Genomic DNA, 26,170 nt, shown 5'->3' with positions numbered 1-26,170 from the left:
GAGTCGCAGCCGGCGCCCGATGTTTCCTGCGAGAGATTCGCCCGATGTGTCTGATTGCCTTCGACTGGCAGCCCGATGCCGCCGCCGGTCCCGTCTTTACCCTCGCCGCCAATCGCGACGAGTTCTTTCGCCGGACCAGCGCGCCGCTCTCGTGGTGGGAGGACGTGCCGGGCGTACTGGCCGGCCGCGATCTCGAAGCGGGCGGCACGTGGCTCGGCGTATCGCGCGACGGCCGCTTCGCCGCGCTGACCAACTACCGCGCGCCGTTCGACATCCGCGCGGGCGCGCCGACCCGCGGCAAGCTGGTATCCGACTTTCTCGGCGGCACGTCCGTCGCGCCGCTCGACTACCTCGTGCAGCTTGCCGAGCATGCGGCCGTGTACAACGGCTTCAACCTGCTCGTCGGCGACTGGCACCGGCGCGAACTCGCGTGGTTCTGCAACCGCGCGCCCGAGGGCGAAAGCCGTGTCGCCGCGCCCGTCGCGATCGCGCCGGGCGTGCATGCGCTGTCGAATGCGCGGCTCGACACGCCCTGGCCGAAAGTGGTGCGCAAGCGCGCGGAGCTCGGCACGCTGCTCACCGACAATCCGACCCCGTCGCTCGACGAACTGATCGCGCTGATGCGCGACCCGCACGTCGCGGACGACGACGCACTGCCGCACACGGGCATTCCGATCGAGCGCGAGCGTGCGCTGTCGGCCGCGTTCATCGAAACGCCCGAATACGGCACGCGCGGCACCACCGCGCTGCGCGTCACGATGAAGGAAGGCGTGCGGCTGACGGTCGAGGTCAAGGAGCGCAGCGACGACGACGGCTCGCACCGAACCGTCCGTCCGGGCGCGTTCGAGCGCGCGTTCACGTTCGATATCGACGCAGCGCGGCCGCGCTGAACGCACGCGTGGCGCGCTACGGCGCGCGCGCCATCTCGACGTGCGGCACGCCGGCTTCGACGAACGGTTCGCCGACCGCCGCGAAGCCGTGCCGCAGATAGAACGACACCGCCGAATCCTGCGCGTACAGCCGCACGACGGCTTCGCCGCGCCGCCGCGCGGCGTCCAGCAGCGCATTCAGCACGGCCGACCCGACACCCTGGCCGCGCATGTCGGCCAGCACCGCGACGCGGCCGATCGTGCCGGACGGCAGCAGCCGCCCCGTCGCGACCGCGCGGCGCAGCCCGGTCGCCGCGTCGATCCGGTACGCGACCGCATGCAGCGACAGCGGATCGTCGTCATCCAGTTCCCATTCCGGCGGAATCTGCTGCTCGCGCACGAACACCGCGTCGCGGATCCGCGCAGCGTCGCCGCCCAGTACCGTCCAGTCGCCCGTTTCCACCCCGCCCGCGCCATTCGTCATCGCAGCTCTCCTGCGGCATGCGCGCCGTCGGGCGCTCGCCGTCAAACCTCGTCGAATGCAGCCTTCAGCGCCGCGACCGCATCGGCATGCGCGGCCCGCACCTCCGGCACGTAGCCGCCCATCTTGAAGAATTCGTGGATCATCCCCGGATAACGGACCAGCGTGACCGCGTTGCCGGCCGCGCGCAACTTGTCCGCGTACGCGGCGCCCTCGTCGCTCAGCGGATCGAATTCGGCCGTCGCGATCCATGCCGGCGCGACACCCGCGAACGACGGAGCATCGCGCGTGCCGTCGAGCGGCGCGAAACGCCAGTCGTCGCGATCCGCCCGATCGCGCACGTATTGCGTGAAGAACCACTGGATCGTGTCCTGCGTCAGCAGGTAGCCGTTGGCGTGCCGCGCGTGCGATTCGGTGTCCTGGTAACCCGTCACGCCCGGGTAGATCAGCAGTTGCAGCGCAACGCAAATGCCGGCGTCGCGCGCGAGCACCGCGCAGACCGTCGCGAGCGTCCCGCCCGCACTGTCGCCGCCGACCGCCAGCCGCGCGGCGTCGATGCCGAACGCGGCGGCCTCGCGATGCAGCCACTGCAACGCGTCGTCCGCGTCGTTCACCGCGGTCGGAAACCTGTGTTCGGGCGCGAGCCGGTAACCGACCGACAGCACCGCGCATTGCGCATCGTGCGCGAACATCCGGCACAGCGCATCGTGCGTGTCGACGCTGCCGACCGTGAAGCCGCCGCCGTGGTAGTACACGAGCGCGGGCAGCGGCTCCGCCAGGCTCGGCGCGACCGGCAGATACAGTCGCGCACCGATCGTGCGGCCGTCGCGCGTCGGCACGACGCATTCCTCCACCGAATGCATCGGCGCCGGCGCGACGTCGAGGATCGGCGCGCTCTTCTCGTACGCGGCCCGCGCCTGCTGCGGCGTCTGGTGGTGATACGACGGACGTTTCGCGCGCTCGATCATGTCGAGCACCTGGGCGATCTTCGGATTCAGCGGCATCGGTGTGGACGGCGCCGGCGCGGCGCCGTGAACGGACAAGCGTGACATGATGCCACGCGGGGGGGGGGGGGGGGGGGGCGGACAGGCGCGGCGCGCAGTGTGCCGGCATCCCGTCCTCCAAAAACAAACGGCCCTGCCTCATCGAAGAGACAGGGCCGTGCGTGCAGGCGCTTACGCGTCGCTCGGGCCGGGCTGGGCGTCCGGTGCCGTGCGCGAGCGTTGCCGCTTGATGTCGCGGCCGACCGCGAGCCGCCGCATGTACTTGAACGTACCGAGCGCCTTCGCGACGAAATTGCCGTCGCTGTCGCGCACTTCGCCTTCGCAGTAGGCCATCGTCGTCGAGCGGTGCATCACGCGCCCGTAAGCGCGCAGCTCGCCGCGGCCCGGCTGCATGAAGTTCACCTTCATCTCGACCGTGACGACGCCGACGCCGTCGTCGGTCAGGCTGCGCGCCGCCATCGCGAGCGCGATATCGGCGAGCGTCATCGTCACGCCGCCGTGCGCGATGCTCCACGTGTTCATGTGGCGCTCCTCGAGCGGCAGCACGATCTCGCTCGCGCCATCCTTCGCGGACACGAGCTGCACGCCGAGCAGATCGACGAACGGGCTTTCGATCGACGGGCCTTCCGCCGGAGTTGCCGCGTCGCTCATCGTGCGTTGTCGACGATGTAGTCGACGCACTCGCGCGATTCGGCCACCGCGACGACGAACTTCTTCACTTCCTGGTGAACCGGATGCACCTGGTACGCGTCGAGCGCGGCCTTGTCGGCGAAATCGGAGACGAGCACGATGTCGGCGGTCGCGTCGAGGCCCGGCGTCGCCACGCCAACGTCGATCTGCAGGGTGCCCGGCACGAGGTCACGGCAGCCTTCGAGCTTCTCCTTCAGCTTCAGCGCGTTCTGCGCACGCGTCGCGCCTTCCGCCGATTCCTTCAACTTCCACATGACGATATGTCTGATCACTTCGTTCGCTCCTGTTCGTGTTGGTTCGGCGCTTCGCCTGCAACCGTTGCCAGTCGGGCGCTTTCCGCCCTTCCACCGTTCGCTCGCATTCGCTCGAAATCGCGCTCGGTCGAGAAAAAACGGGTATCGCCTGCCATTTTCAAGGGCGGCGCCCGCGTCTCGTCGTGCCACTTGCCGACGTCAAGATCCGACGAGCAAACACAGACGACAAGCCTACCAAACTTACCGGCGCCAATGGACCGTATCTTGGGGTTCGTCCATCAGGCGCCAAGCTCTGGCGCTACCGATACAGGATTGCCGGGAAGGAGAATTTATTCGCGATCGACGAATATCCGCCGTTGATCTCCAGGACGGCGGGCCGATGCAGATCCCGCATCCGTCTCGCGCCATTCGGAACCGGCCGACAACCTGAAAACGACGATATTACCGCGCAACGGTAGACGCCCCCTCCGTCAAGCGAGGGGGTGACCGTCGACGGTGATCACGCCAAGGAGCACGTCGATTGCCGCACGCCCGGCGGCTTCAGCGATGAGATACGCCCACCGGCGGGTATAGGGGCCGTTGTGCAGCGAAATCTTGCCTCCGCGCTCACCCACGATACGAAGATTGTCGGCGCCCTTGATCTGAAACGTGACGTCGTAGAGATCCACTGCGGCCTGACTGAGTTCGACATGGATCTCGAATCCACGGTACACGATCATCCGATACATGAGACGCTCCGTTGAGAGTCAGAGGGCAGCCGGTAACCAGCGCGGGGTTCGCTTCAGCCACTGCGGACCCGTGCGCAGCCCGCACCGCGGCCCGCGAGGCAATGTGCAAGCACATCGACGTTGATTCGCACGGCCGGGACCGGTCTGGAAGAAGCCCTGCGCCGGGCTCGTCGCTTCACGCCGAGGTGCGGTCCGCCGCTTTCCACCGCGGATCGATTCTTCCGAAAAAAACGATGGTGAAACAGGCCGGCAGCAGCAGCGCCGGTCAATTGCTCGCGTACGCCCGCAACGCTTTCACATGTCGACGACTGAAGCTCCGCTCACCTTTCCGTCGACGATGTCCTTTCCCTGCTGCCGGGCAGCACGCCTCGCCACGCCAAAATCGGAGAATGTATGGGGCTGGTTCAGCCGAAAAACGCGGCTTGCCGGAGCGCTTGCCATCGAGGCCGGACGACAGATTCGCACCGCGATGTCATACCCTTCGGCGTAACGGGAATGTCTGTCGAAGCGAATGAACGTGCGGGAGAAGACAAGAGGATGAAGTTCGTACCCCTTGTAGAGAAGAAACGGGTATGCCGGCATATTGGTCACTCCACAGGGGGAAGCTCACTATACAGGGGAACAGGCAACGCAGGGCGACGCGGATTTCTCCGCCCTGCATTTGCCGAAGGCGCTCTCGCGCGTATCGCGATCACCCGGTCTGCAAGCGGATCGCTGCCCGCACGTGACGACGGATATCGGCCGGCGAATCCGGCACCCGCACCGCCCGGACCGGCGGTGGCTCGTTCCCCTGCGCTCGCCCCCCCGAACGGCTCGCCCTGTTTGTTCGTAGTCTTTATAAATAGGCGATCACGAACGACGACATCGAATACGAGTACGTCGCGTCGCAGCCGAAATAAAACCGTTGCGTCATTGGCGATGCGCGTATGATGGTTTCATCCGAGCCCCGTGTGCAGATTGACGGCTCACCCCTCTCCCCGGTTTTGTGCCGCCCCTGTTTGCGCACAACCTTCCCGCCTCCTACCACACCCATCGTGCGGCAGTGCCCGTGCTCGGAATCGGCTCCTGCGCCGTGAACTCGAGTGTTCTCGCGGGGCAGCGCGTCAAGAGGCAAAACGTAATCAAAAGGCGGCAAACATGAGCGGGTACTGCGATATGAGCGGGTACTGCGATGCGGAACGCGAATTGGTCCATATCAGGCGAGCGATCGGACTGCTTGAGCAGGCCCGACATGCCTTCATCAACAGATCGTCTGTCAGCGATCCGGCGTATTGGCGAGTCAGGCTCAACAAACTTCGCACGCAATCCGAGCGAAACAGGATCCTCGAACTCCAGGTGGACGAGCTTTTGGGGCGTCTCGGACGAATCCAGGATTCGCGCCGCCGCAAATAGGCACCTTGTTTCGCACCCTTTTCCTGTGCACGCGTAATCCGGGAGGCCGTTCGAGCGAGTCGGATTCAAACTTCGGAGCAACATCATGATCGACGCCAATCCACGCAACACGTTTCGGCACCTTCCACTCTCGCCAGAGCAAGACGCGGAAATCCGGCACTACATCAAGAAGAAGAAACAAAGGGGCGAACCATGGGACACCCCGGAACTGGCAATGATGCTGGGAGACATGCTGTCCCCGCCGCCCAGCGACGACGAGGCGCCCGATCCTGACGTCGAGGAAACGAAGCTCGCGTGCGAGTACGCGTTGGCATCGATCGACGAAGCCATGGAATCCGGTTCCGCAAGCGAAGAACGACTCGCGGTCGTGGAAGCCGAGGAAATGAAGCACCCCAGGCGATAGGGCGTTGCCCGCGCTCACGTGTCATGTCCGCGACTTGACGATCACGGGTGGCCGCCGTCGCGGATACCTTCGAGAGCAGGTCGGATAGCGCTCCTCTCGCACAGGGACTAGCATGCGGGCAACAGCAGCAAGCCGCCGAGGTGATGGGCTCGATGATCGGCTCGAATGGGTCGACAGCGTTCTCGACGACGACCACGTCTGGAGGAGAAAATGCGCTTCGATTCGACACGATTCCGGATCGATCCGACACCACGCAGGGCCGATCGGCAGTACGTCGCACACGTGAGGATTACCACGACACTCGTTGACGGAGCGGAGCGAGAAGTCCACACCAGCGGCGATTTGGCGGCCTTCGAGCGTCGTGACGATGCAGTTGCGTACGCAACGAAATGGGCGGAGGGATGGCTGACGTCACAGTTTGGTTGACCGCCGTCTCGATACTCCGTCCCTCACTACGTTGTTGTGCAGGACGGCTGGCGGCCGGACAGAGGGATCGAGACCGCACATCAGGTGCGGTTGCCAGCAGATCCCTGAAGCGTGCGGCACAGCAATGCTTCGATCGACGGCAAGTCGCCGACAGCGGCGCAATGGATCTCCATCTTCGCCCCTTCGGTCGGATGCTAGATGCTTCGCTCGTTCATACGCCGTGAAAGCGCTTCGGCGCTCTCCTTCCGCTCGCTGTACCGATCGACCAGGTACGGGCCGACGTCTCTCGTCAGCAACGTAAATTTAACCAATTCTTCCATCACGTCCACGACGCGATCGAAATAAGCGGATGGCTTCATCCGCCCCGCTTCGTCGAACTCCATGAAAGCCTTCGCCACCGACGACTGGTTCGGGATGGTCAGCATGCGCATCCAGCGCCCGAGCACACGCATCTGGTTCACCGCGTTGAACGACTGCGAACCGCCGCTGACCTGCATCACCGCGAGCGTCTTGCCCTGCGTCGGCCGCACGGCGCCAACCGACAGCGGGATCCAGTCGACCTGCGACTTCATGATGCCGGTCATAGCGCCGTGCCGCTCCGGCGAGCACCACACCATCCCTTCCGACCACATCACGCATTCGCGAAGCTCGACGACCTTGGGATGACTGTCGGGCGCGTCGTCGGGTAGAGGCAGTCCGCTCGGATTGAACACGCGGGCTTCGGCGCCCATCGCCGTGAGCAAGCGTGCCGCTTCCTCGACCAGCAAGCGGCTGAACGAGCGCTCGCGGAGCGAGCCGTAGAGCAGCAGAATCCGGGGAGGATGGGTCGACGGCGTTGCTGGCCGCAATTGGGCGGCATCCGGCACGCGGAACAGCTCGGTGTCGAGTTGCGGTAAATCGTTCATGTAGTCAGTCATGTGCAGATCCCTGGTGTGCTCAGGCCCGGCACTCGTACCAGCCCTTCGACCGGTTGACGACACGCACGACCAGCAACATCACCGGCACCTCGATCAGCACGCCGACGACGGTCGCCAGCGCGGCGCCTGAATGAAATCCGAACAGGCTGATCGCCGCTGCGACGGCCAGCTCGAAGAAATTGGATGCACCGATGAGCGCCGACGGACAGGCAACGCTGTGCTTCTCGCCGACCGCGCGGTTGAGCCAGTAGGCCAGTGCCGAATTGAAGAACACCTGAATCAGGATCGGTACCGCGAGCAGCGCGATCACCAGCGGCTGCGCCAGAATCGCCTCGCCTTGAAATGCGAACAGGAGTACGAGCGTCGCGAGGAGCGCGGCGATCGACCAAGGCGCGATCGTCACCATCGCGGCATCGAATGCGGCCATGCCCTTGGCGAGCAGGCGCTTGCGCCACACCTGCGCGAGGATCACCGGAATGACGATGTACAGCACGACCGACGTGAGCAGCGTCGCCCACGGCACAGTGATCGCCGACATGCCGAGCAGCAGCCCGACCAGCGGTGCGAACGCGATCACCATGATGCTGTCGTTCAGCGCGACCTGCGACAACGTGAACAACGGATCGCCACCCGTGAGCCGACTCCACACGAATACCATCGCCGTACACGGCGCCGCGGCCAGCAGAATCAGGCCCGCGATGTAGCTATCGAGCTGGTCCGTCGGCAACATCGGTGCGAACAGGTGGCGAATGAACAGCCAGCCCAGGAAGGCCATCGAGAACGGCTTGACGAGCCAGTTCACGACGAGCGTGACGCCGATGCCTTTCACGTGTCGACGTACCTCGTGCAACGCGGCGAAGTCGACCTTGACGAGCATCGGGATGACCATCACCCAGATCAGCAGCCCGACGGGCAGATTGACCTGCGCGTATTCCATCCGGCCGATCTGCTGGAACAAACCGGGCAGCAGCCGGCCGAGCGCGATCCCCGCGACGATGCACAGCGCGACCCAGAGAGTGAGGTAGCGTTCGAAGAAATTGATGGCCGGCTTGGCAGCGGCCTTGCTCGGCGGGGCGGCGTTGTACGGGGTCATTGGACGGGGTCCGGTCTCGAAGGCGTCGCCCGCCGCTCACGCCGGCGGGCCGTCGTACGGGCGTCAGTTTCGCGAGATATCGGTCAACGCGTCCTGAAGCTCGGCATTGCTCATGCGCTCGAGCGGCAACGCCAGCAACTGCAGCATGCGATAGCCGATCGCTTGACGCGTAAGGTCGAAGACAAGTCGCTTGCCTTCGTCACCGCCGACCGCATTCGACGGATCGGCGTAACCCCAATGGACCTTGACGGGGCTGCCGGGCCAGTACGGGCACGTCTCGGCTGCCGCGCCATCGCACACCGTGATGACGACACGCATCTCAGGCGCCCCGTCGCCGACGAATTCGTCCCAGCTTTTGCTGCGGTATCCGTCGACGTCGGCGCCGGCGTTTGTCAACGCCTCCAGCGCGAACGGGTTCAGGCGACCGCTCGGCGCACTGCCGGCGCTGTACGCCCGGACGTCCTTGCCGAGCGTCGCGGCCCATAAATTGAGCATGCCCTCTGCCAGCACGCTGCGGGCAGCGTTGTGGGTGCAGAGAATCAGTACGTTCGTGGTCATTGGCGATGCACGCGAATGCGCGTCAGGATCGGCAGCTACCGGGCGTCGAGCACGCCGACACCGGCGAACAGGGATGACCGCCGCAGCAGTTCTCGGTGAGGTACGCCAGCAAGCCGTTCATCGTCGCGAAATTTGCGCAATAGAACACGAAGCGGCCTGCTTGCCGGCTCGTCACGAGCTGCGCGTACGCCAGCTCCTTCAAATGGAAGGACAGTGACGACGGCGGCACGTCCAGCAACGTGGCAATCTGCCCGGCGGACATGCCTTCCGGCCCGGCCTGGACGAGCGCGCGAAACACGGCGAGCCGGGACTCATGCGCGAGCGCTGCAAGCGCGGCGATGGTTTGGTTCGTTTCCATATTTCGATAATAGTCGAAATATGGAACACCGTATAGCTCTGCGCGCGAATTTTGAGTGGCATTAGGTTCGCTGCCAGCCTGCAAAAAGGGGGTATCAGAGGCCCTTACCAGTCGGGCATCTTACGCCCGCCCGCCGTTCGCTCTCGTTCGCTCGAAATCGCGCCCAGTCGGAAAAAGCGGGCATCGTTTGAAATCTTCAGGGACGATACCCGCTTTTTTCACCGTGCCACTTACCGACATCAAGATCCGACAAGCGAACGCAGCCAACAAGCCTGCCAAACTTGCCGACGGCAATGGACCGTACTTGAGGTGCGTCCGTCAGGTTCGACGCTCTGGCGATACCGATACAGAAGGGCCCCAAAGGAGAACGTAATCGCGATCGGCGCATATCCACGGTCGGTCTGCAAGACGCTTGCGAATCCGCGCGCAAACCGCTTCGGTCACCGCTGGCGCGAGTCTGACGGGAGGCGCAATGCAGCGATCTCCGTCAATCCGCCGGCTGTAGGGCGGCGACCTTGTTCCGACCGGTCGCCTTCGCGTAGTACAGCGCCTCATCAGCCGCCTTGATTACGGCATCAGGCTGCCCTTCCTGATCCGGCATCCAGCACGCCAGGCCAATGCTCGCAGTGACACGTCCGTATTCGCTGCCAGCGTGCTCAAGGGCCAACGCATCGATTGCCGCACGGATCCGCTCGGCAATCTGCGCCGCTCCGGTCTGTGGCGTGTCAGGGAGCAGCACGACGAACTCCTCTCCGCCATAACGAGCCGCCGTATCGGCCGGCCGGCGAATATTCTCGCCGATGCACCGCGCGACAGCCGCCAACGCATCGTCCCCGGCCTGATGACCGTATGTGTCGTTGTAAGCCTTGAACCGGTCCACATCCACGAACAGCAGCGAGAAAACGGAATGCGCACGTCGTGCGCGACGCCACTCCTGGTCCAGTACCTCGCCAAAGCTGCGGCGATTGCTCAGGCCGGTGAGACCGTCCGTCCGAGCGAGCAGCACGAGTTCCGACTCGGCCCGCATACGGCGCCGCAGCTGCGAACCGAGCAGAAGGGACAGCGCGATAAACGCCACCCCGAACGTCGCGACCAGTCCGCCGATCGTGATCGCACGTTGCCGCCATGCAGCGTAAATGTCCTGCTCGGCCTCTGCCACCATGATGATCAGTGGCAGTTTCGGCAAATGCTTGAAGTAGTACAGGCGGCGCACGCCGTCGATCGATGAGGTTTCGGAGAAGGAGCCCTCTCGCGCGGTCTGAAAGCGCCGGAACGTTGCGGCTTTGCTGAGGTCGCGGCCGATAGTATGCACATCGTACGGCTGACGCATCACCATCTTGCCGTCGTCGCCGATCAGCGAAATCGAGCCATGTTTGCCAAGCGAGAGCCCGGCGAAGAGTTGATGGAAATATTCAAGATTGACCGCGATAACGGCAATGCCGCCAAACGATCCATCGGGGTTCGAAATCCGCCGCGTGAGCGCGATACTGAGCATGCCTCCACGCAAACGGGATACGAACGGGTCACTGATATAGAGTCCGACGTTCGGATTATCGCGGTGGACCGTGAAGTATGGGCGATCGGCGAAATTGCCTTTGCGCGGCTCGTCGTAGCCCGAATCCAGAATGATATTGCCGCCCGCATCCATCACGAGCATCGAACCGAGAAATTGTGCGGTCATGGCGTGATCGAACAGCACCGCACGGCGCAGACTGGGCGAAGCGTCCATCACATCGTGGCGCTGCAACCCATGGATGACCGCTTGCAAAGACAGGTCGTACAACTCGATATTGCGTTCGATGTCGCGCTCGGCGACAAGTCCGAGGTTGCGTGAAGTTTCCCTTGCACGCTCCATCGCGTCGTCGCGGCTCTGCAAGAGTTGCAGCACGCAGAGTGCCATGAGAGCGCATGCGATCACGGAAGCAATTGCCACGATGACGTAAGGGGCAGTCTTACGGGGATGCATGGGTCTCCTCACGGCGAATGAGCGCCTCTCCCGTCGAGCGCAGATTGCTCATACTAAATCAGTTGGGCCGATATTCGCGCCCAGCGCGAACGGAAAAGCTCCGTCGTGCGCGATTATAAATATCCAGCGCGAAAAGTTGCCCGCTCGTAGCGGGCTTTTGCCTCCCGATACACGCGTTCGACGCGTTTATGGTTGTCTCGCCCGCCTTCCCGGCGAAGCATCCCGTACACGCGGGGCGCACCGTAATGCCCCCCACTTCCGTGATTGCCTCGATGCGCATCTCCAGCGCGCTTTGATCCCGCGCGACCGACTCGTAACGGTAGACCGTGCGGGACAGCTGCAACGACGCGCAGCTCTGCCGCTGGCTTGCGCGGATACGCTGGTCCGTGACCCGTTCACGGCACCGGGAATGCCTCGGAACTTTTGAACGCACATCCTGCAGTATGGCCTCGTCCAGCGACAGATCGACCACGAGCCGCTCGAGCTTCGCGTTCTCTTCCTCAAGCTGCTTCAGCCGGCGAAGCTCCGAAGGCGACAGCGCGCCGTACTTCGTCCTGGGCCGTTCGAGATCAGGCGACGATGCCTCGTAGTGCGGGCATGCGCAGGAACGCGGATTGCGGGGCTTCGCGCGCGCTGTTGCGGCGCATGCCGGCCTGTCACGACCCTGGTCGACACAATGCGGCGATTCGTTTCCTGTCCGGCATCAATCGCCGGCGCGATACGCCATTGCCGATCGCTTTGCCACTGGATATCCGGAGTGCATTAATCCGCATCCATTAAATCGCACATTTTACCGGCGCGACGGGTAATAATTGCGACCGGTTTTGCAATTCAATATTCGAAAACAAAAAACATTATTGACTTCGACTTTCCCGTAAATTTAGAATCGCCTACGACGGCTTACGTATCGTTTTCTTCGCTGCCCCGGATTCGTCACTCGCCTGCGCGAAGGCCTTTCGCATCGCCTTTTCCCGCGGGGCATCGGCGCGTCACCCCTGCTGTTTTCAGTTTTCGGCATTGATCGGCCATTCGGTTATTTGCCAACCCATTTTCCTTTCGAAGAATCGCAACACCCCGATTAATTCCCGTCATTCGCCAGAATGAATGCAAACCGGGATCAAACGGACCCAAGATCCGCCGATTAGAACATCCAGATAAAAATCGCCAGTCATCAGGAGGGACATCAACATGCATCGCCTTGCGAAGTCGCTGTGTCTCGGGCTCGTCTGTGCCGGCTTGCTGTCGGCCTGCAACGACGACGACGTCAAATCGAACAGCCCGCCGTCGAACACCGCCGCGTTGTCGTTCCGCATGGATACCGGCGGCCAGATCAACGCGTTCTACCGGCAGGACAAGGTCGCCGCGCACCTGCTGGTGCGCTCGTCGACGAAGCCGCGCCTGCTCGTGGTGTTCCCCGCCGGCAACAGCGGCACCGGGCTGTGGTTCGACGACACCGCGCAGCCGGTGAACTGGAGCCTCGACACGCCGCCGTCCGCGCTGTCGGCCCCGGACGCACACGGCCGCCCGCTGTATGGCATCGGCGCCGACGTGTCGGTCGACACCGGTACGCTGACGATCCGCCAGGGCGTGCTCAGCAACGTGCGCTTCCTGCGCGACTTCAACGGCGGCGCGACGATTCCGCAGCAGATCCTCACCGCGCCGACGGTCCAGGGCAGCGCCGCGCAATGGCAACGCGACCGGCTCGACGGCGCGCCCGGCTATGCGCTGCGCATCACGCTGCGCGACGGCGGCAGCATCGCGCCGGCAGCGGGCGGCAAGCTCGTGCTGAGCGCGCCGGCGGGCTCGCACACGCTGAAGCTGCACATCGATGCGCTATCGGGCGAGACGCCACTGTCGCCGATCACGCACGCCGACCTGTTCGCCCCGTCCGTGAATCCCGACCCGGTCAGCCAGAACGTGCTCGAATTCCTGAGCTTCAACGACAAGCTGCTGGCCGGCTCGTGGCAGTACGACACGTACTTCGGCCGCGACACGCTGATCTCGGTCCGCATGCTGATGCCCGTGCTCGAACCCGCGGCGATCGAGGCCGGCCTGTCGTCGGTACTGAGCCGCCTGTCGGCCGACGGCAAGGTCGCGCACGAGGAAGGCATCGGCGAATTCGCGCTGGTCGACAACCAGAAGAACGGACGGCCGAACGATGCGACACCGACCTACGACTACAAGATGATCGACAGCGACTACCTGCTCGCGCCGATCGCGGCCGCGTGGCTGGTCGACGATCCGCGCGGCCAGACCCGCGCGGCTGCGTATCTGGCGCAGCGCGGCAGCGACGGGCAGACCAACGGCAGCCGCCTCGTCGTCAATCTGCTGCACGTCGCGACGACCGCGCAGCCGTTCGCGCAGCAGCCGTCGGTCGCGAACCTGATCCACCTGCGGCCCGGCGAAATCGTCGGCAACTGGCGCGACAGCACCGACGGCCTCGGCGGCGGCGTCTACCCGTACGACGTGAACGCGGTGCTCGTGCCGGCCGCACTGCGCGCGGCGAACGCGTTCCTCGCCCGCGGCCTGCTCGATCCGTACCTCGATGCCGGGCAGCGCGCGACGCTCGCCAACACGGCGAACCAGGCGGCCACCTGGGAAACGCAGGCGCCGCCGCTGTTCCAGGTCAGCGTGCCGGCCGCTCAGGCGGCCACCGACGTGTCGGCCTATGCACCGTCCGCCGGCGTGCCGGCCGGCGCCGCGCCCAACGCACCGCTGGCCTTCTACGCGCTGTCGCTCGACCAGCAGGGCAACCCGATTCCGGTGGTGAATTCCGACGGCGGCTTCGCGCTGCTGTTCGGCACGCCGCCGGACGATCAGCTTCAGCGGATCGTCGCCGACGTCACGCGGCCGTTCCCGACCGGGCTCGTGACCGATGTCGGGATGCTGATCGCGAACCCCGCGTATGCGAACGCGTCGCTGTGGCCGAAGTTCACGAGCTCCGCGTATCACGGCACGGTGATCTGGTCGTGGCAGCAGGCGATGTGGGTGGCGGGGCTCGATCGCCAGCTTGCGCGCCAGGACCTGTCGGCCACGACACGCACGCTGCTCACGCAGGCGCGCCAGACGATCTGGCAGGTGATCTCGAACGGGCGCGACATGCGCACGTCGGAAATGTGGACGTGGTCCTACGTGAACGGCAAGTACCAGACCGACGCATTCGGCACGCGGAGCGCCGATGCGACCGAAGCCAACGCGGCTCAGCTCTGGAGTACGACGTATCTCGCGATCCGCGATCCGCAGCAGCGCGCGGGCAAGTACTGGTGGCAGGCGTCGCAGCCGAAGCAGGCGACGGCGGTGGCGTCGCGCTAGCGTGTCGCCGCGCGTGTGCCGGCCGTCACCGGCCCCGGCGCCGGCCTGCAAAAGCCCCGACGGCGCGCCCGCCGCCGGGGCGTCGGTGGAATGCGGATTACCGCGACACCACGCGGTTGCGCCCTTCCCGCTTCGCCTGGTACAGCCGCTCGTCGACCATCCGCAGCAGCGCATCGACCGTGCTGCCGTCGACGCCGTATTGCGCGACGCCGACACTGACCGTCACCTGCACGCGCTTGAAGTCGAGCCCGAACGGCGCACTCGCGATCGACGAACGCACGCGCTCGGCCGTCATCCGCGCGCCCTCGAGCGGCATCTCCGGCAAGAGCGCCATGAACTCCTCGCCGCCGACCCGCGCGAGCGCGCCCGCCGGCCGGATTGCCTCGAGGCACTGGCGCACGACGCCGCGCAGCACCTCGTCGCCGATCTGGTGCCCGTAGGCATCGTTGATGTTCTTGAAATTGTCGAGATCGAGCGCGAGCAGGCAGAACGGCGTGCCCTCGCGCTCGGCCCGCACGATCTCGCGCTCGACCTGCGCGATGAACTGCCGGCGGTTCGACGCGCCCGTCATCGGGTCGGTCGCGGCCATGTACTCGAGCTTCTGGTTCGTGCGCCGAAGCTCCTGCAGCGCGCTTTCGGCGCGCGCCATCGATTCCGACAGCCGGCTCATCAGGTCTTCCTGGCTGTAGATCGCCGAGAACGAGCGCGTCGTCTGCAGCGCCTGCACGACGCCGTAACTGAGCAGGAAGAATCCGCCCGCGAAGATCGCATGCGCGAGCCACCACATGTGATTCCACGGCTTGCCGAGGATGAACGCGAGCGACGACAGCGCGAACGCCATGATCGACACGCCGTAGATCACCATCAGCGGCGAGCGGATCCGCCGCGCGAGCAGCAGGCACACGTTCAGCAGCGAGAACACCAGCGCGCCGCCCTCCATCGACAGCCGCGTGCCCAGCGCGCCGGCGACCGGCGAATACGCGACGTACGCGACGGCCACGTTGACGATCAGGAAGAACACGATCCACGGCAGCCACGTCCGCACGCTCGTGCGCTTGTCGATCCGGTCGGGCGGACGCGAATACGACAGCAGGCCCGTAAGCAGCAGCGCCGACATCACGAACCGCGACGCGGGCCCATACAGCAGGAACAGCCAGATATTGTGGTGCGCCATCCCGGTGAATGCACCGTGCAGCGAATAGATCATCGCGAAGCCGAGAAAGCCGAGCGTCAGCCAGCGCAGCAGCGGCTCGCCGGACGACCGGTAGCACACCCACGTCACGTAGGTGACGAACGCGCCTTCGAGCGTCGCCGCCGCGATCGCGATTTCATGGAAGGCGTGGTTCTCGAACACGACGCTCCGGTCGCTGAAGAACCACAGATAGGCAATCAGATACGCAGGCAGCAACGCGAATCCGACCAGCAGGCATTTCGCGTAGAGCCTCGCGGCCGCGCTGACGACGCGCGGCGGTTCCCCGGCTGCATAGGTCGTACTCATTCGATCCCCGGTCGGTCTGCTGCGTTGGTTCGAATCTTCGCGGCACGGATCGCGCAACGCACGATCCGGCCCATCATGCCGAAAGGCAAATGTCAGAGCAAGTATAGGAGGGGTAATTCGTTTGACAAGTCAGGGGAAACGGCATTGCCGGGTGCATGCCTTTTGATTCCCGATTGTTTCGAATGGCGTGTCGGCCGCGCCGATTCGCTGCGGCGGCGCCGCGGTGGCGCCGATGCGCCGCCGCGGCGGCCGCCGGTCAAAGATCAGAGGATTTCGAACAGGCCGGCCGCACCCTGCCCGCCGCCGATGCACATCGTGACGACCACGTACTTCACGCCGCGCCGCTTGCCTTCGATCAGCGCATGGCCGGTCAGGCGCGCGCCCGACACGCCGTACGGATGGCCGACCGCGATCGCGCCGCCGTTCACGTTCAGGCGGTCCTCGGGAATCCCGAGCGTGTCGCGGCAGTACAGCACCTGCACCGCGAACGCCTCGTTCAGCTCCCACAGGCCGATGTCGTCGACTTTCAGCCCGGCCTGCTTCAGCAGCTTCGGCACCGCGAACACCGGGCCGATGCCCATTTCGTCCGGCTCGCAGCCGGCCACCGCGAAGCCGCGGAACACGCCCAGCGGCTGCAGCCCGTCGCGCTGCGCGGCCTCGGCGCTCATCACGACGCACGCCGACGCGCCGTCCGAGAACTGGCTCGCATTGCCCGCGGTGATCACGCCGCCCGGCACGGCCGAACGGATCTTCGACACGCCTTCGAGCGTCGTGTCGGGGCGGATGCCTTCGTCGGCCGATACCGTCACTTCCTGCGTGAACAGGCGGCCCGTCGCCTTGTCGGCGATGCCCGCGAGCACGGTGATCGGCACGATCTCGTCGCGGAAACGCCCGGCTTCCTGCGCGGCCGCGGCGCGCAGTTGCGACTGCACGCCGTACGCGTCCTGCCGCTCCTTCGAGATGCCGTAGCGCTTCGCGACGTTCTCGGCGGTCTGCAGCATGTTCCAGTAGATCTCGGGCTTGTGCTGGACGAGCCAGCCTTCCTGGACCATGTGCCGGTTCATCTCGTTCTGCACGCACGAGATCGATTCGACGCCGCCGGCCACGTAGACCTCGCCTTCGCCCGCGATGATCCGCTGCGCGGCCAGCGCGATGGTCTGCAGCCCCGACGAACAGAAACGGTTCACCGTCATCCCCGGCACGCTTACCGGCAAGCCGGCGCGCAGCGCGATCTGCCGCGCGATGTTCGCGCCCGTCGCGCCTTCGGGGTTCGCGCAGCCCATGATCACGTCCTCGACGCGCGCCGGGTCGAGCTTCGCGCGTTCGAGCGCGGCCGCAACCACGTGGCCGCCGAGCGTCGCGCCGTGCGTCATGTTGAAGGCACCGCGCCAGGATTTCGCCAGCGGCGTGCGTGCGGTCGATACGATTACGGCTTCGGTCATGCGAGTCTCCTTCGGTCCTGCTTCATGTCCTGAATCGGATGGGAATGCGCTACGCCGCCGGGCGCGCGCCCGCGGACGTCACATGTGCGACGCCCGCTGCCTGCATCTGCTGCCATGCGTGCGCGAGCGACCCGTTCAGGTCGATCGCACGGCACGCATCGTTGATCACCGCGGCTTCGAAGCCTGCCGCGCGCGCATCGAGCGCCGACCACGCGACGCAATAGTCGGTCGCGAGCCCGCAGCACCACACGCGCTTCGCGCCGAGTTCGCGCAGGTAGCCCGCGAGCCCCGTGCGCGTCGTGCGGTCGGCTTCGACGAACGCGGAATAGCTGTCGACCTGCGCGTCGCCGCCCTTGCGGATCACCAGCCGCGCGTGCGGGATGTCGAGGTCGCGATGCAGCGCCGCGCCGTCGGTGTTCTGCACGCAATGCACGGGCCATAGCACCTGCTCGCCGTACGGCAGCGCGAGCGTCGAGAACGGCTCGCGGCCCGGGTGGTTCGCCGCGAACGACACGTGCTCGCGCGGGTGCCAGTCCTGCGTGAGCACGACCTGGTCGAAACGTTGCGCGAGCGCGTTGATCACCGGCACGACCGCATCGCCGTCGGGCACCGCGAGCGCGCCGCCCGGCATGAAGTCGTATTGCACGTCGATCACGAGCAGGACGTCGTCGGTGCGTTTCATTGCGTGTCTCCAGACAGGATCGGTCGCGCCGCGATGCGGCGTCGTCAGCCGTTGAACCCGCGGCCGGCCTTCGCCAGTTCCGCGATCGACGGCGCGAGCTGCCAGGCGTCGCCGTTCGGCGCGGCCGCATAGCGGCGAATCGCGCGCTCGACGTTGTAGAGGCCGACCGCGTCCGCGTACAGCATCGGGCCGCCGCGCCACAGCGGGAAGCCATAGCCGGTCAGGTAGACCATGTCGATGTCGGACGCCTTCGACGCGATCTTCTCCTCGAGGATCTTCGCGCCTTCGTTGACGAGCGCGAACACCAGCCGCTCGACGATCTCGTCGTCGCCGATCTTGCGCCGCTCGACGCCGCGCTCCTTCGAATACGCGACGACCATCTCGTCGACGAGCGACGACGGCTTCGCCTTGCGATCGCCCGGCACGTAGTCGTACCAGCCGGCGCCCGTCTTCTGGCCGAAGCGGCCCTGTTCGCACAGGCGGTCGGCGATCTTCGAATACTGCAGGTCGGGCTGCTCGACGTAGCGTCGCTTGCGGATCGCCCAGCCGATGTCGTTGCCGGCGAGGTCGCTCATCCGGAACGGCCCCATCGCGAAGCCGAACTTCTCGATCGCGCGATCGACCTGCGCGGGCAGCGCGCCTTCCTCGAGCATGAACAGCGCCTGGCGGATGTACTGCTCGATCATCCGGTTGCCGATGAAGCCGTCGCACACGCCCGACACGACCGCCGTCTTGCGGATCTTCTTGGCCACCGCCATCACGGTCGCGAGCACGTCCTTCGCGGTCTGCGCGCCGCGCACGACCTCGAGCAGCTTCATCACGTTCGCCGGGCTGAAGAAGTGCATGCCGACCACGTCCTGCGGACGCTTCGTGAACGCCGCGATCTTGTCGACGTCGAGCGTCGACGTGTTCGACGCGAGGATCGCGCCCGGCTTCGCGACTTCGTCGAGCTTGCGGAACACCTGCTCCTTCACGCCGAGTTCCTCGAACACGGCCTCGACGATCAGGTCGGCGTCCTTCAGGTCGTCGTAGGACAGCGTCGGCGCGATCAGCGCCATGCGCGCGTCGAGCTTCTCCTGCGTGAGCTTGCCCTTCTTCACCTGCGCGTCGTAGTTCTTGCGGATCGTCGCGATACCGCGCTCGAGCGCGTCCTGCTTCGTCTCGAGCAGCGTGACGGGCAGCCCCGCGTTGATGAAGTTCATCGCGATCCCGCCGCCCATCGTGCCCGCGCCGATCACGCCGACCCGGCGGATCTCGCGCAGCGGCGTGTCGGCCGGCACGTCGGGAATCTTGCTCGCCGCCCGCTCGCCGAAGAACGCATGGCGCAGCGCGCGGCTTTCCGGCGTCATCATCAGCGCGACGAAACCTTCGCGCTCGGCGATGCTGCCCTGGTCGAAACCGTTCAGCACGCCAGCCTCGATCGCGTCGATGCACTTGTGCGGCGCGGGGAAATTCGGCGCGGCGGCCCGTGCGGAATTGCGCGCGAACTGGATGAAACCCGCCGCGTTCTCGTGGACGATCTTGCGATCGCGCACGCGCGGATGCGGCCCCTTCTGCGCGCCGACCTTGCGTGCGAACGCGACGGCCGCGTCGAGCAGGTCGCCGTCGGCCATTTCGTCGAACAGCCCGCTCTTCGCGAGCTGCTCCGACGGCACCGGCGCACCCGACACGATCATGTTCAGCGCGGTTTCGAGCCCGACCGCGCGCGGCAGGCGCTGCGTGCCGCCCGCGCCCGGCAGCAGGCCGAGCTTCACTTCGGGCAGCGCGACCTGCGCGCCGGGCGCCGCGACGCGGTAATGCGCGCCGAGCGCGAGTTCGAGGCCGCCGCCCATCACGACGCTGTGCAGCGCCGCGACGACCGGCTTCGCGCTCGCCTCCACCGCGCGGATCACGGTGTGCAGCGTCGGCTCCTGCAGCGCCTTCGGCGTATTGAATTCGGTGATGTCGGCGCCGCCCGAGAACGCGCGGCCCGCGCCGGTCAGCACGATGGCCGTGACCGACGGATCCTGCGCGGCGCGATCGAGCGCGTCCATGACGCCCTGGCGGGTCGACAGGCCGAGCCCGTTGACGGGCGGATTGTTGAGCGTGATGACGGCCACGCCGTCGCGAGTCGAGTAATCCACTGCCATCTGCCTGCCTCCATGCATCGCGCGCCGGATTGGCTGCGCTTCATTGTGCGCGGTCGAACGGCCGCATGTCCGGATGAACGCAGGCAGCATACAACGAAAAAGCACGGTCGTTCAATTTGAATTTCGTTCCCGATCCGGGGACGGATCGGGCGACCGGCATCGGGTGACCGGCATGGGCGACCGGCATCGGGCGACCGGTTCGCAGGCCGTCGCCAGCCCGGGCGCTGCGCTTACGGCTCGCACACCGCCGTCGGCAATACGTAGTCGCGGAACGTCTCGCGCAATTTCAGCTTCTGCAGCTTGCCGGTCGCGGTGTGCGGCAGCGATTCGACGAACACGACGTCGTCGGGAATCCACCATTTCGCGACCTTGCCCTCGTAGAACGCGAGCAGCGTGTCGCGGCTCAGGTTCGCGCCTTCGCGCGGCACCACGACGAGCAGCGGCCGCTCGGTCCATTTCGGGTGCGCGCAGGCGATGCAGGCGGCTTCGGCCACCCCAGGATGCGCGATCGCGACGTTCTCGATGTCGATCGAGCTGATCCACTCGCCGCCCGACTTGATCACGTCCTTGCTGCGGTCGGTGATCTGCAGGAAGCCGTCGGGGTCGATCGTCGCGACGTCGCCGGTCGGAAACCAGCCGTCCGACAGCGGCGACGCGTCGCCGCGAAAGTAGTGGTCGATCACCCATGGCCCACGCACCTGCAGTTCGCCGAACGCGACGCCGTCCCATGGCAACTCATGGCCATCGTCGCCGACGATGCGCATGTCGACGCCGCAGATCACGCGCCCCTGCTTCTCCAGCAGCCGGCGCTGCGCGTCGAGCGGCCGCTGCGACTGCGCCCAGTTGAGCTTCGCGAGCGTGCCGAGCGGCGACAGTTCGGTCATCCCCCACGCATGAATCACGCGCACGCCGTATTCGTCCTCGAACGTGCGCAGCATTGCGGGCGGACACGCGGAGCCGCCGATCACCGTGCGGTTCAGCGTCGAGAAACGCACGCCGGCTTCGCGCATGTAGTTCAGCAGGCCGAGCCACACGGTCGGCACGCCCGCGGAGAACGTCACGCGCTCGGCCTCCATCAGCTCGTACAGCGATTTCCCGTCGAGATCCTTGCCGGGCAGCACCAGCTTGCCGCCCGTCAGCGGCACCGCGTACGGCAGCCCCCAAGCGTTGACGTGGAACATCGGCACGACGGGCAGCACGGCGTCCATCGCGGACAGGTTCATCGCGTCGGGCAGCGCGGCGCCATACGCGTGCAGCACGGTCGAACGATTCGAATACAGCACGCCCTTCGGGTTGCCGGTCGTGCCGGACGTGTAGCAGAGCCCCGACGCCTGCTGCTCGTCGAGGCGCGGCCAGTCGTAGCGGCCGTCCTCGGCTTCGACGAGCGTTTCGTAGCAGAGGAACGGTGTGGCGCCGGACGGCAGGTGCGCGGCGTCCGTCAGCGCGATCCAGCCCTTCACGCGCGGGCATTGCGGCGCGATCGCGTCGACCAGCGGCGCGAAATTGATGTCGAACAGGACGTAGCCGTCTTCCGCGTGATTGACGATGTACGCGATCTGTTCGGGAAACAGGCGCGGGTTGATCGTGTGGCACACGGCGCCCATCCCGCCGATCCCGTAATACGCCTCCAGATGCCGGTAGCCGTTCCACGCCAGCGTGCCGACGCGCTCGCCGGTTTCGACGCCGAGCCGCGCGAGCGCCTGCGCCAGTTGCTTCGCGCGGCGCTCGCAATCGCGGTACGTATAGCGATGCAGGTCGCCTTCCACGCGCTTCGACACGATCTCCGTGTCGCCGGCGTGCCGCGCGGCATGCGAAATCAGCGACGACACCAGCAGCGGCACATCCATCATCTGGCCCAGCAACGGCTTACCCATCGTCTTGTTCTCCCTGAGGATGCGAATCGGTGACCAGCGTGGGGGCTGTTTCCGGACGGAAGCAGTCCCGCTGCGCGCCTGTCGGCGGCCCCGGACGGGCGTGGCGCGCGGTGCGCGGGCCGCCATGCGGGCGGCGCGGCGCCGCCTTACAATATCGGCTTACCCAGAGGCGCTCAACATGTCGTTTTCCCGAAGCGCAGCCGATGCGGCTGACACCCTGCCCGACCTCGCCGCGACGCTCGGCGCGCCCGCCGAACGCGCGTTCGTCACGCTCGGCGACGCGTTTCATACGCGGCTGCCGGCCGCGCCGCTCGCCGCGCCGTACGTGGTCGGCTGTTCCGACGAAGTCGCGCAACTGCTCGACCTGCCGCCCGAGATCGCCGCGCAGCCCGGCTTCGCCGAGCTGTTCGCCGGCAACCCGACGCGCGACTGGCCCGCGCACGCGATGCCGTACGCGTCGGTCTATTCCGGCCATCAGTTCGGCGTGTGGGCCGGCCAGCTCGGCGACGGCCGCGCGCTGACGATCGGCGAATTGCCCGGCACCGACGGCCGGCGCTACGAACTGCAGCTCAAGGGCGGCGGCCGCACGCCATACTCGCGGATGGGCGACGGCCGCGCGGTGCTGCGCTCGTCGATTCGCGAATTCCTGTGCTCGGAAGCGATGCATCACCTGGGCATCCCGACCACGCGCGCGCTGACGGTGATCGGCTCCGATCAGCCGGTGGTGCGCGAGGAGATCGAGACGGCGGCCGTCGTCACGCGCGTGTCGGAGAGCTTCGTGCGCTTCGGCCACTTCGAGCACTTCTTCTCGAACGATCGCCCGGACCTGCTGCGCCAGCTTGCCGATCACGTGATCGACCGCTTCTATCCGGCCTGCCGCGACGCGGACGATCCGTACCTCGCGCTGCTCGAAGCCGCGACGCTGCGCACGGCCGACCTCGTCGCGCAGTGGCAGGCCGTCGGCTTCTGCCACGGCGTGATGAACACCGACAACATGTCGATCCTCGGCGTGACGATCGACTACGGTCCGTTCGGCTTCGTCGACGCATTCGACGCGAACCACATCTGCAACCATTCCGATACCGGCGGCCGCTATGCGTACCGGATGCAGCCGCGCATCGCGCACTGGAACTGCTATTGCCTCGCGCAGGCGCTGCTGCCGCTGATCGGGCTGCAGCACGGCATCGCCGACGACGATGCGCGCGCCGAGCGCGCGGTGGACGACGCGCAGGCCGTGCTCGCGAAATTCCCCGAACGCTTCGGTCCCGCGCTCGAACGCGCGATGCGCGCGAAGCTCGGCCTCGAGCTCGAACGCGAGCACGACGCCGACCTCGCGAACAAGCTGCTCGAGACGATGCATGCGAGCCACGCGGATTTCACGTTGACGTTCCGCCGGCTCGCGCAGCTCTCGAAGCACGACGCGAGCCGCGACGCGCCCGTGCGCGACCTGTTCATCGACCGCGAAGCGTTCGACGCATGGGCGAACCTCTACCGCGCGCGGCTGTCCGAGGAAACGCGCGACGACGCGGCTCGCGCGGTTGCAATGAACCGCGCGAACCCCAAATACGTGCTTCGCAACCATCTGGCCGAAGTCGCGATCCGGCGCGCGAAGGAAAAGGATTTTTCGGAAGTGGAGCGGCTCGCGCAGATCCTGCGCCGCCCGTTCGACGAACAACCGGAGCATGAAGCGTACGCGGCGTTGCCGCCCGACTGGGCCGGCTCGCTCGAAGTGAGCTGCTCGTCCTGAGCCCGCAACCCGCGCATCTCGACCGACCGATCAGGAGAACCCCCATGTCACACGATTCCGACGATAAAACCTTCCCGTACCAGAAGGACGACGCCGAACTGCGCCGCCGGCTCACGCCGATGCAGTACGAGGTCACGCAGCACGCGGCGACCGAGCGCGCGTTCACCGGCGAATACACCGACACCGAGGATACCGGCATCTACAAGTGCGTCGTCTGCAGCACGCCGCTGTTCGAATCCGGCGCCAAGTTCCACTCGGGCTGCGGCTGGCCCAGCTACTTCAAGCCGCTCGACGGCGAGGTGATCGACGAGAAGGTCGACTACTCGCACGGGATGGTGCGCGTCGAGGTGCGCTGCAATCACTGCGGCGCGCATCTGGGCCACGTCTTCGAGGACGGCCCGCGCGACCAGACCGGTTTGCGGTACTGCATCAATTCGGCTGCGTTAAACTTCGAGTCCCGACCCGAAAACGAATGAGCGGCGCCGGGCGGATCGCCGAGGCAGCCAGCCCCGGGCTGGCCGCCCCGATCCGCGACGGCGATGCCTGGCGGGTCCCTACAACGATGACAGGCCGCGCCAGCGGCCCGTCACGCAGCTGCGAGCGCCATGAAATTCCTGTTCGATCTGTTTCCGATCATCCTGTTTTTTGTCGCCTTCAAGGTCTGGGGCATCTTTACCGCCACTGCCGTCGCGATCGTCGCGACGCTGGCCCAGGTCGCATGGGTCGCCTTCCGGCACCGGAAGGTCGACACGATGCTGTGGGTCAGCCTCGGCGTGATCGTCGTGTTCGGTGGCGCCACCCTCGTCCTGCATGACGAGAAATTCATTCAATGGAAACCGACTGTGCTGTACTGGCTGTTTGCGATCGGGTTGCTCGCCGCGCGTTATGCGTTCAGCAAGAACCTGATCGAGAAGATGATGGGCAAGCAGCTCACGCTGCCGTCCCCCGTGTGGGACAAGCTGAACCTCGCGTGGGCGCTGTTCTTCGCGGTGCTCGGCGTCGCGAACCTGTACGTGGTGCACAACTTCACCGAATCGCAATGGGTGAACTTCAAGCTGTTCGGTACGACGGGCGCGATGGTCGTATTCATCATCCTGCAGAGCCTGTGGCTCACCAAGTACCTGAAGGACGAGTGACATGAGCGACACCTTTCTCCACGCCTCCCCCGACGAACGCATCGCGCTGATCGAAGCGCGCCTGACCGCGTCGCTCGCACCGCAGTCGCTCACCGTGCGCGACGACAGCGCGCAGCACGCAGGCCATGCCGGCGCGGCTGCCGGCGGCCATTTCACGGTCGCGATCGTATCGTCCGCGTTCGCGGGCAAGCCGCGCGTCGCGCGGCATCGGCTGGTGTATGATGCGCTCGCTGATGCGATGCAGCGCGGCATTCACGCGCTCGCGATCGTGGCTTACACGCCCGAAGAATTCAACGAATCTTCAATCTAGTCTCATTAGGAATTCCCGATGATCCTGAAATCCCCCCGCCTGTGGGTCGCGGCGGCTGCTTTTGCAGCGGCACCTGCATTTGCCCAGAACATCGCCGTCGTCAACGGCACGCCGATTCCGAAGTCGCGCGCCGACGCGATGGTCGCGCAGCTCGTCCAGCAAGGCCAGACCGACGGCCCGCAACTGCAGCAGGCCGTGCGCCAGGAACTGGTGAACCGCGAAATCCTGATGCAGGAAGCGATCCGCGAAGGCATCCCGAATCGTCCGGACGTGAAGGCTCAAGTCGCCGTCGCGCAGCAGACCGTCGTGCTGCGCTCGATGATCGAGAGCTTCCTGAAGAAGAACCAGCCGACCGACGCCGAAGTGAAAGCGCGCTACGACGAACTCGTCAAGGGCGTGGGCGGCAACCGCGAGTATCACCTGCACCACATCCTCGTCGACAACGAGCAGCAGGCGAAGGACCTGATCGCGAAGATCAAGGGCGGCACGAAATTCGAGGATCTCGCGAAGCAATACTCGAAGGATCCGGGTTCGGGCAAGAACGGCGGCGATCTCGACTGGTCCGACCCGAAGGCATACGTGCCGGAATTCGCGGCGGCCGCGCAGAAGCTGCAGAAAGGCCAGATGACCGACACGCCGGTGAAGACGCAGTTCGGCTGGCACATCATCCGCGTCGACGACATCCGCGACATCGCCCCGCCGCCGTTCGACCAGGTGAAGGCGCAGATCGCGCAGCAGCTCGTGCAGCAGAAGCTGCAGGCGTTCGAGGAAGGTCTGCGCCAGCAGGCCAAGATCCAGTAACGCCGGCGCGCATCGCACGCGCATCGAAAGCCGCTCTTCGGAGCGGCTTTTTCTTTTGGCGCGCACGAACAGGTGTCTCGCGACGCGATGGCGTTCAGCC

At 65.9% G+C, this 26,170-nt stretch carries 26 protein-coding genes and 1 pseudogene; 10 read left to right on the top strand and 17 right to left on the bottom strand.

Going from position 1 to position 26,170, the window contains the following annotated elements; translation table 11 throughout:
* Positions 1–44 precede the first annotated feature (44 nt).
* Positions 45–890: an NRDE family protein gene (locus HWX03_RS09395; RefSeq protein WP_174431642.1), complete on the top strand. Its 846-nt coding sequence runs from the start codon at positions 45–47 to the stop codon at positions 888–890.
* Between the two features lie 16 nt (positions 891–906).
* Here the strand turns inward: HWX03_RS09395 and HWX03_RS09390 are convergent, their stop codons facing one another.
* The 4 genes from HWX03_RS09390 to HWX03_RS09375 all read right to left on the bottom strand — a co-directional run bounded on the left by HWX03_RS09390 (position 907) and on the right by HWX03_RS09375 (position 3,316).
* Positions 907–1,353 carry a GNAT family N-acetyltransferase gene (locus tag HWX03_RS09390; RefSeq protein WP_174431641.1) on the bottom strand — a complete coding sequence of 149 codons (447 nt, stop codon included), beginning with the start codon at positions 1,351–1,353 and terminating at the stop codon, positions 907–909.
* Positions 1,354–1,394: 41 nt separating this feature from the next.
* Positions 1,395–2,354: an alpha/beta hydrolase gene (locus HWX03_RS09385; protein ID WP_175871149.1), complete on the bottom strand. Its 960-nt coding sequence runs from the start codon at positions 2,352–2,354 to the stop codon at positions 1,395–1,397.
* Positions 2,355–2,525: 171 nt separating this feature from the next.
* Positions 2,526–3,005 (bottom strand): PaaI family thioesterase, encoded by a 480-nt coding sequence (locus HWX03_RS09380; RefSeq protein ID WP_175871055.1) that lies wholly within the window; start codon positions 3,003–3,005, stop codon positions 2,526–2,528.
* Complete coding sequence (locus HWX03_RS09375; RefSeq protein ID WP_006483902.1) at positions 3,002–3,316, bottom strand: Dabb family protein; 315 nt, start codon at positions 3,314–3,316, stop codon at positions 3,002–3,004. The genes HWX03_RS09380 and HWX03_RS09375 overlap by 4 nt, the downstream gene beginning before the upstream one ends.
* A 17-nt stretch (positions 3,317–3,333) precedes the next feature.
* Here HWX03_RS09375 and HWX03_RS37320 point away from each other — a divergent pair, with 17 nt between their 5' ends.
* Positions 3,334–3,756 (top strand): Arm DNA-binding domain-containing protein, encoded by a 423-nt coding sequence (locus tag HWX03_RS37320; protein ID WP_347879526.1) that lies wholly within the window; start codon positions 3,334–3,336, stop codon positions 3,754–3,756.
* Between the two features lie 12 nt (positions 3,757–3,768).
* Here the strand turns inward: HWX03_RS37320 and HWX03_RS09370 are convergent, their stop codons facing one another.
* Complete coding sequence (locus HWX03_RS09370) at positions 3,769–4,026, bottom strand: hypothetical protein (RefSeq protein ID WP_175871054.1); 258 nt, start codon at positions 4,024–4,026, stop codon at positions 3,769–3,771.
* A gap of 294 nt (positions 4,027–4,320) precedes the next feature.
* On the bottom strand, positions 4,321–4,608 hold the full coding sequence (locus HWX03_RS09365) for a hypothetical protein (protein ID WP_174388148.1): 288 nt from the start codon (positions 4,606–4,608) through the stop codon (positions 4,321–4,323).
* Positions 4,609–5,503: 895 nt separating this feature from the next.
* Between HWX03_RS09365 and HWX03_RS09360 the strand changes: the two genes are divergently transcribed.
* Positions 5,504–5,821: a hypothetical protein gene (locus tag HWX03_RS09360; protein ID WP_175871053.1), complete on the top strand. Its 318-nt coding sequence runs from the start codon at positions 5,504–5,506 to the stop codon at positions 5,819–5,821.
* Between the two features lie 210 nt (positions 5,822–6,031).
* Positions 6,032–6,247, top strand: a complete 216-nt coding sequence (locus tag HWX03_RS36880; RefSeq protein WP_244132612.1) for a hypothetical protein — start codon at positions 6,032–6,034, stop codon at positions 6,245–6,247.
* A 194-nt stretch (positions 6,248–6,441) separates the two neighbouring features.
* Here HWX03_RS36880 and arsH read toward each other — a convergent pair whose 3' ends face one another.
* From arsH to HWX03_RS09330, 6 genes and pseudogenes are all read right to left on the bottom strand, one after another.
* Positions 6,442–7,164: an arsenical resistance protein ArsH gene (gene arsH / locus HWX03_RS09355; RefSeq protein WP_279612219.1), complete on the bottom strand. Its 723-nt coding sequence runs from the start codon at positions 7,162–7,164 to the stop codon at positions 6,442–6,444.
* 19 nt (positions 7,165–7,183) lie between these two features.
* Entirely contained in the window at positions 7,184–8,257 is a 1,074-nt protein-coding gene (gene arsB, locus HWX03_RS09350; RefSeq protein WP_175871052.1) for an ACR3 family arsenite efflux transporter, read from the bottom strand.
* A gap of 63 nt (positions 8,258–8,320) precedes the next feature.
* A complete protein-coding gene (locus tag HWX03_RS09345; RefSeq protein ID WP_175871051.1) occupies positions 8,321–8,815 on the bottom strand; it encodes an arsenate reductase ArsC in 495 nt (164 codons plus the stop codon).
* A gap of 22 nt (positions 8,816–8,837) precedes the next feature.
* Complete coding sequence (locus HWX03_RS09340; protein WP_175820682.1) at positions 8,838–9,173, bottom strand: metalloregulator ArsR/SmtB family transcription factor; 336 nt, start codon at positions 9,171–9,173, stop codon at positions 8,838–8,840.
* 487 nt (positions 9,174–9,660) lie between these two features.
* Positions 9,661–11,139: a sensor domain-containing diguanylate cyclase gene (locus HWX03_RS09335; RefSeq protein ID WP_175871050.1), complete on the bottom strand. Its 1,479-nt coding sequence runs from the start codon at positions 11,137–11,139 to the stop codon at positions 9,661–9,663.
* Between the two features lie 161 nt (positions 11,140–11,300).
* Positions 11,301–11,695 (bottom strand): annotated as a pseudogene (locus HWX03_RS09330) (IS3 family transposase); the annotation flags it as partial.
* Positions 11,696–12,327: 632 nt separating this feature from the next.
* Here HWX03_RS09330 and HWX03_RS09325 point away from each other — a divergent pair.
* A complete protein-coding gene (locus HWX03_RS09325) occupies positions 12,328–14,451 on the top strand; it encodes a hypothetical protein (protein WP_175871049.1) in 2,124 nt (707 codons plus the stop codon).
* Positions 14,452–14,548: 97 nt separating this feature from the next.
* On the opposite strand, the gene HWX03_RS09320 is transcribed toward HWX03_RS09325, so the two are convergent.
* The 5 genes from HWX03_RS09320 to HWX03_RS09300 all read right to left on the bottom strand — a co-directional run bounded on the left by HWX03_RS09320 (position 14,549) and on the right by HWX03_RS09300 (position 22,076).
* Complete coding sequence (locus HWX03_RS09320) at positions 14,549–15,949, bottom strand: GGDEF domain-containing protein (RefSeq protein ID WP_174431633.1); 1,401 nt, start codon at positions 15,947–15,949, stop codon at positions 14,549–14,551.
* Positions 15,950–16,212: 263 nt separating this feature from the next.
* Positions 16,213–17,391, bottom strand: coding sequence for an acetyl-CoA C-acyltransferase (locus HWX03_RS09315; RefSeq protein WP_175871048.1), 1,179 nt, complete (start codon positions 17,389–17,391; stop codon positions 16,213–16,215).
* A gap of 49 nt (positions 17,392–17,440) precedes the next feature.
* Positions 17,441–18,073, bottom strand: a complete 633-nt coding sequence (pncA, locus tag HWX03_RS09310; RefSeq protein ID WP_175871047.1) for a bifunctional nicotinamidase/pyrazinamidase — start codon at positions 18,071–18,073, stop codon at positions 17,441–17,443.
* 44 nt (positions 18,074–18,117) lie between these two features.
* Positions 18,118–20,202: a 3-hydroxyacyl-CoA dehydrogenase NAD-binding domain-containing protein gene (locus HWX03_RS09305; protein WP_175819657.1), complete on the bottom strand. Its 2,085-nt coding sequence runs from the start codon at positions 20,200–20,202 to the stop codon at positions 18,118–18,120.
* A 230-nt stretch (positions 20,203–20,432) separates the two neighbouring features.
* The gene (locus HWX03_RS09300; protein ID WP_175871046.1) at positions 20,433–22,076 is read right to left on the bottom strand and encodes a 3-(methylthio)propionyl-CoA ligase; all 1,644 of its coding nucleotides are present in this window, start codon (positions 22,074–22,076) and stop codon (positions 20,433–20,435) included.
* 178 nt (positions 22,077–22,254) lie between these two features.
* Here HWX03_RS09300 and HWX03_RS09295 point away from each other — a divergent pair, with 178 nt between their 5' ends.
* The 5 genes from HWX03_RS09295 (at position 22,255) to HWX03_RS09275 (ending at position 26,070) form a co-directional block, all read left to right on the top strand.
* Positions 22,255–23,823, top strand: a complete 1,569-nt coding sequence (locus tag HWX03_RS09295; RefSeq protein ID WP_175871045.1) for a protein adenylyltransferase SelO — start codon at positions 22,255–22,257, stop codon at positions 23,821–23,823.
* Between the two features lie 44 nt (positions 23,824–23,867).
* The gene (gene msrB, locus HWX03_RS09290; RefSeq protein WP_175871044.1) at positions 23,868–24,299 is read left to right on the top strand and encodes a peptide-methionine (R)-S-oxide reductase MsrB; all 432 of its coding nucleotides are present in this window, start codon (positions 23,868–23,870) and stop codon (positions 24,297–24,299) included.
* A 129-nt stretch (positions 24,300–24,428) separates the two neighbouring features.
* Entirely contained in the window at positions 24,429–24,959 is a 531-nt protein-coding gene (locus HWX03_RS09285) for a septation protein A (RefSeq protein WP_006483893.1), read from the top strand.
* A 1-nt stretch (position 24,960) separates the two neighbouring features.
* Positions 24,961–25,269 (top strand): BolA family protein, encoded by a 309-nt coding sequence (locus HWX03_RS09280; protein WP_175871043.1) that lies wholly within the window; start codon positions 24,961–24,963, stop codon positions 25,267–25,269.
* A gap of 18 nt (positions 25,270–25,287) precedes the next feature.
* Positions 25,288–26,070: a peptidylprolyl isomerase gene (locus tag HWX03_RS09275; RefSeq protein WP_175871042.1), complete on the top strand. Its 783-nt coding sequence runs from the start codon at positions 25,288–25,290 to the stop codon at positions 26,068–26,070.
* The last annotated feature ends 100 nt before the right edge of the window (positions 26,071–26,170 follow it).

It is taken from the genome of Burkholderia sp. BCC0397 (assembly GCF_902832865.1).
In the GTDB taxonomy this organism is placed as follows: domain Bacteria; phylum Pseudomonadota; class Gammaproteobacteria; order Burkholderiales; family Burkholderiaceae; genus Burkholderia.
Note: the sequence above shows the minus strand (reverse complement) of the source record. Positions and strands in the feature narration are given on the sequence as shown.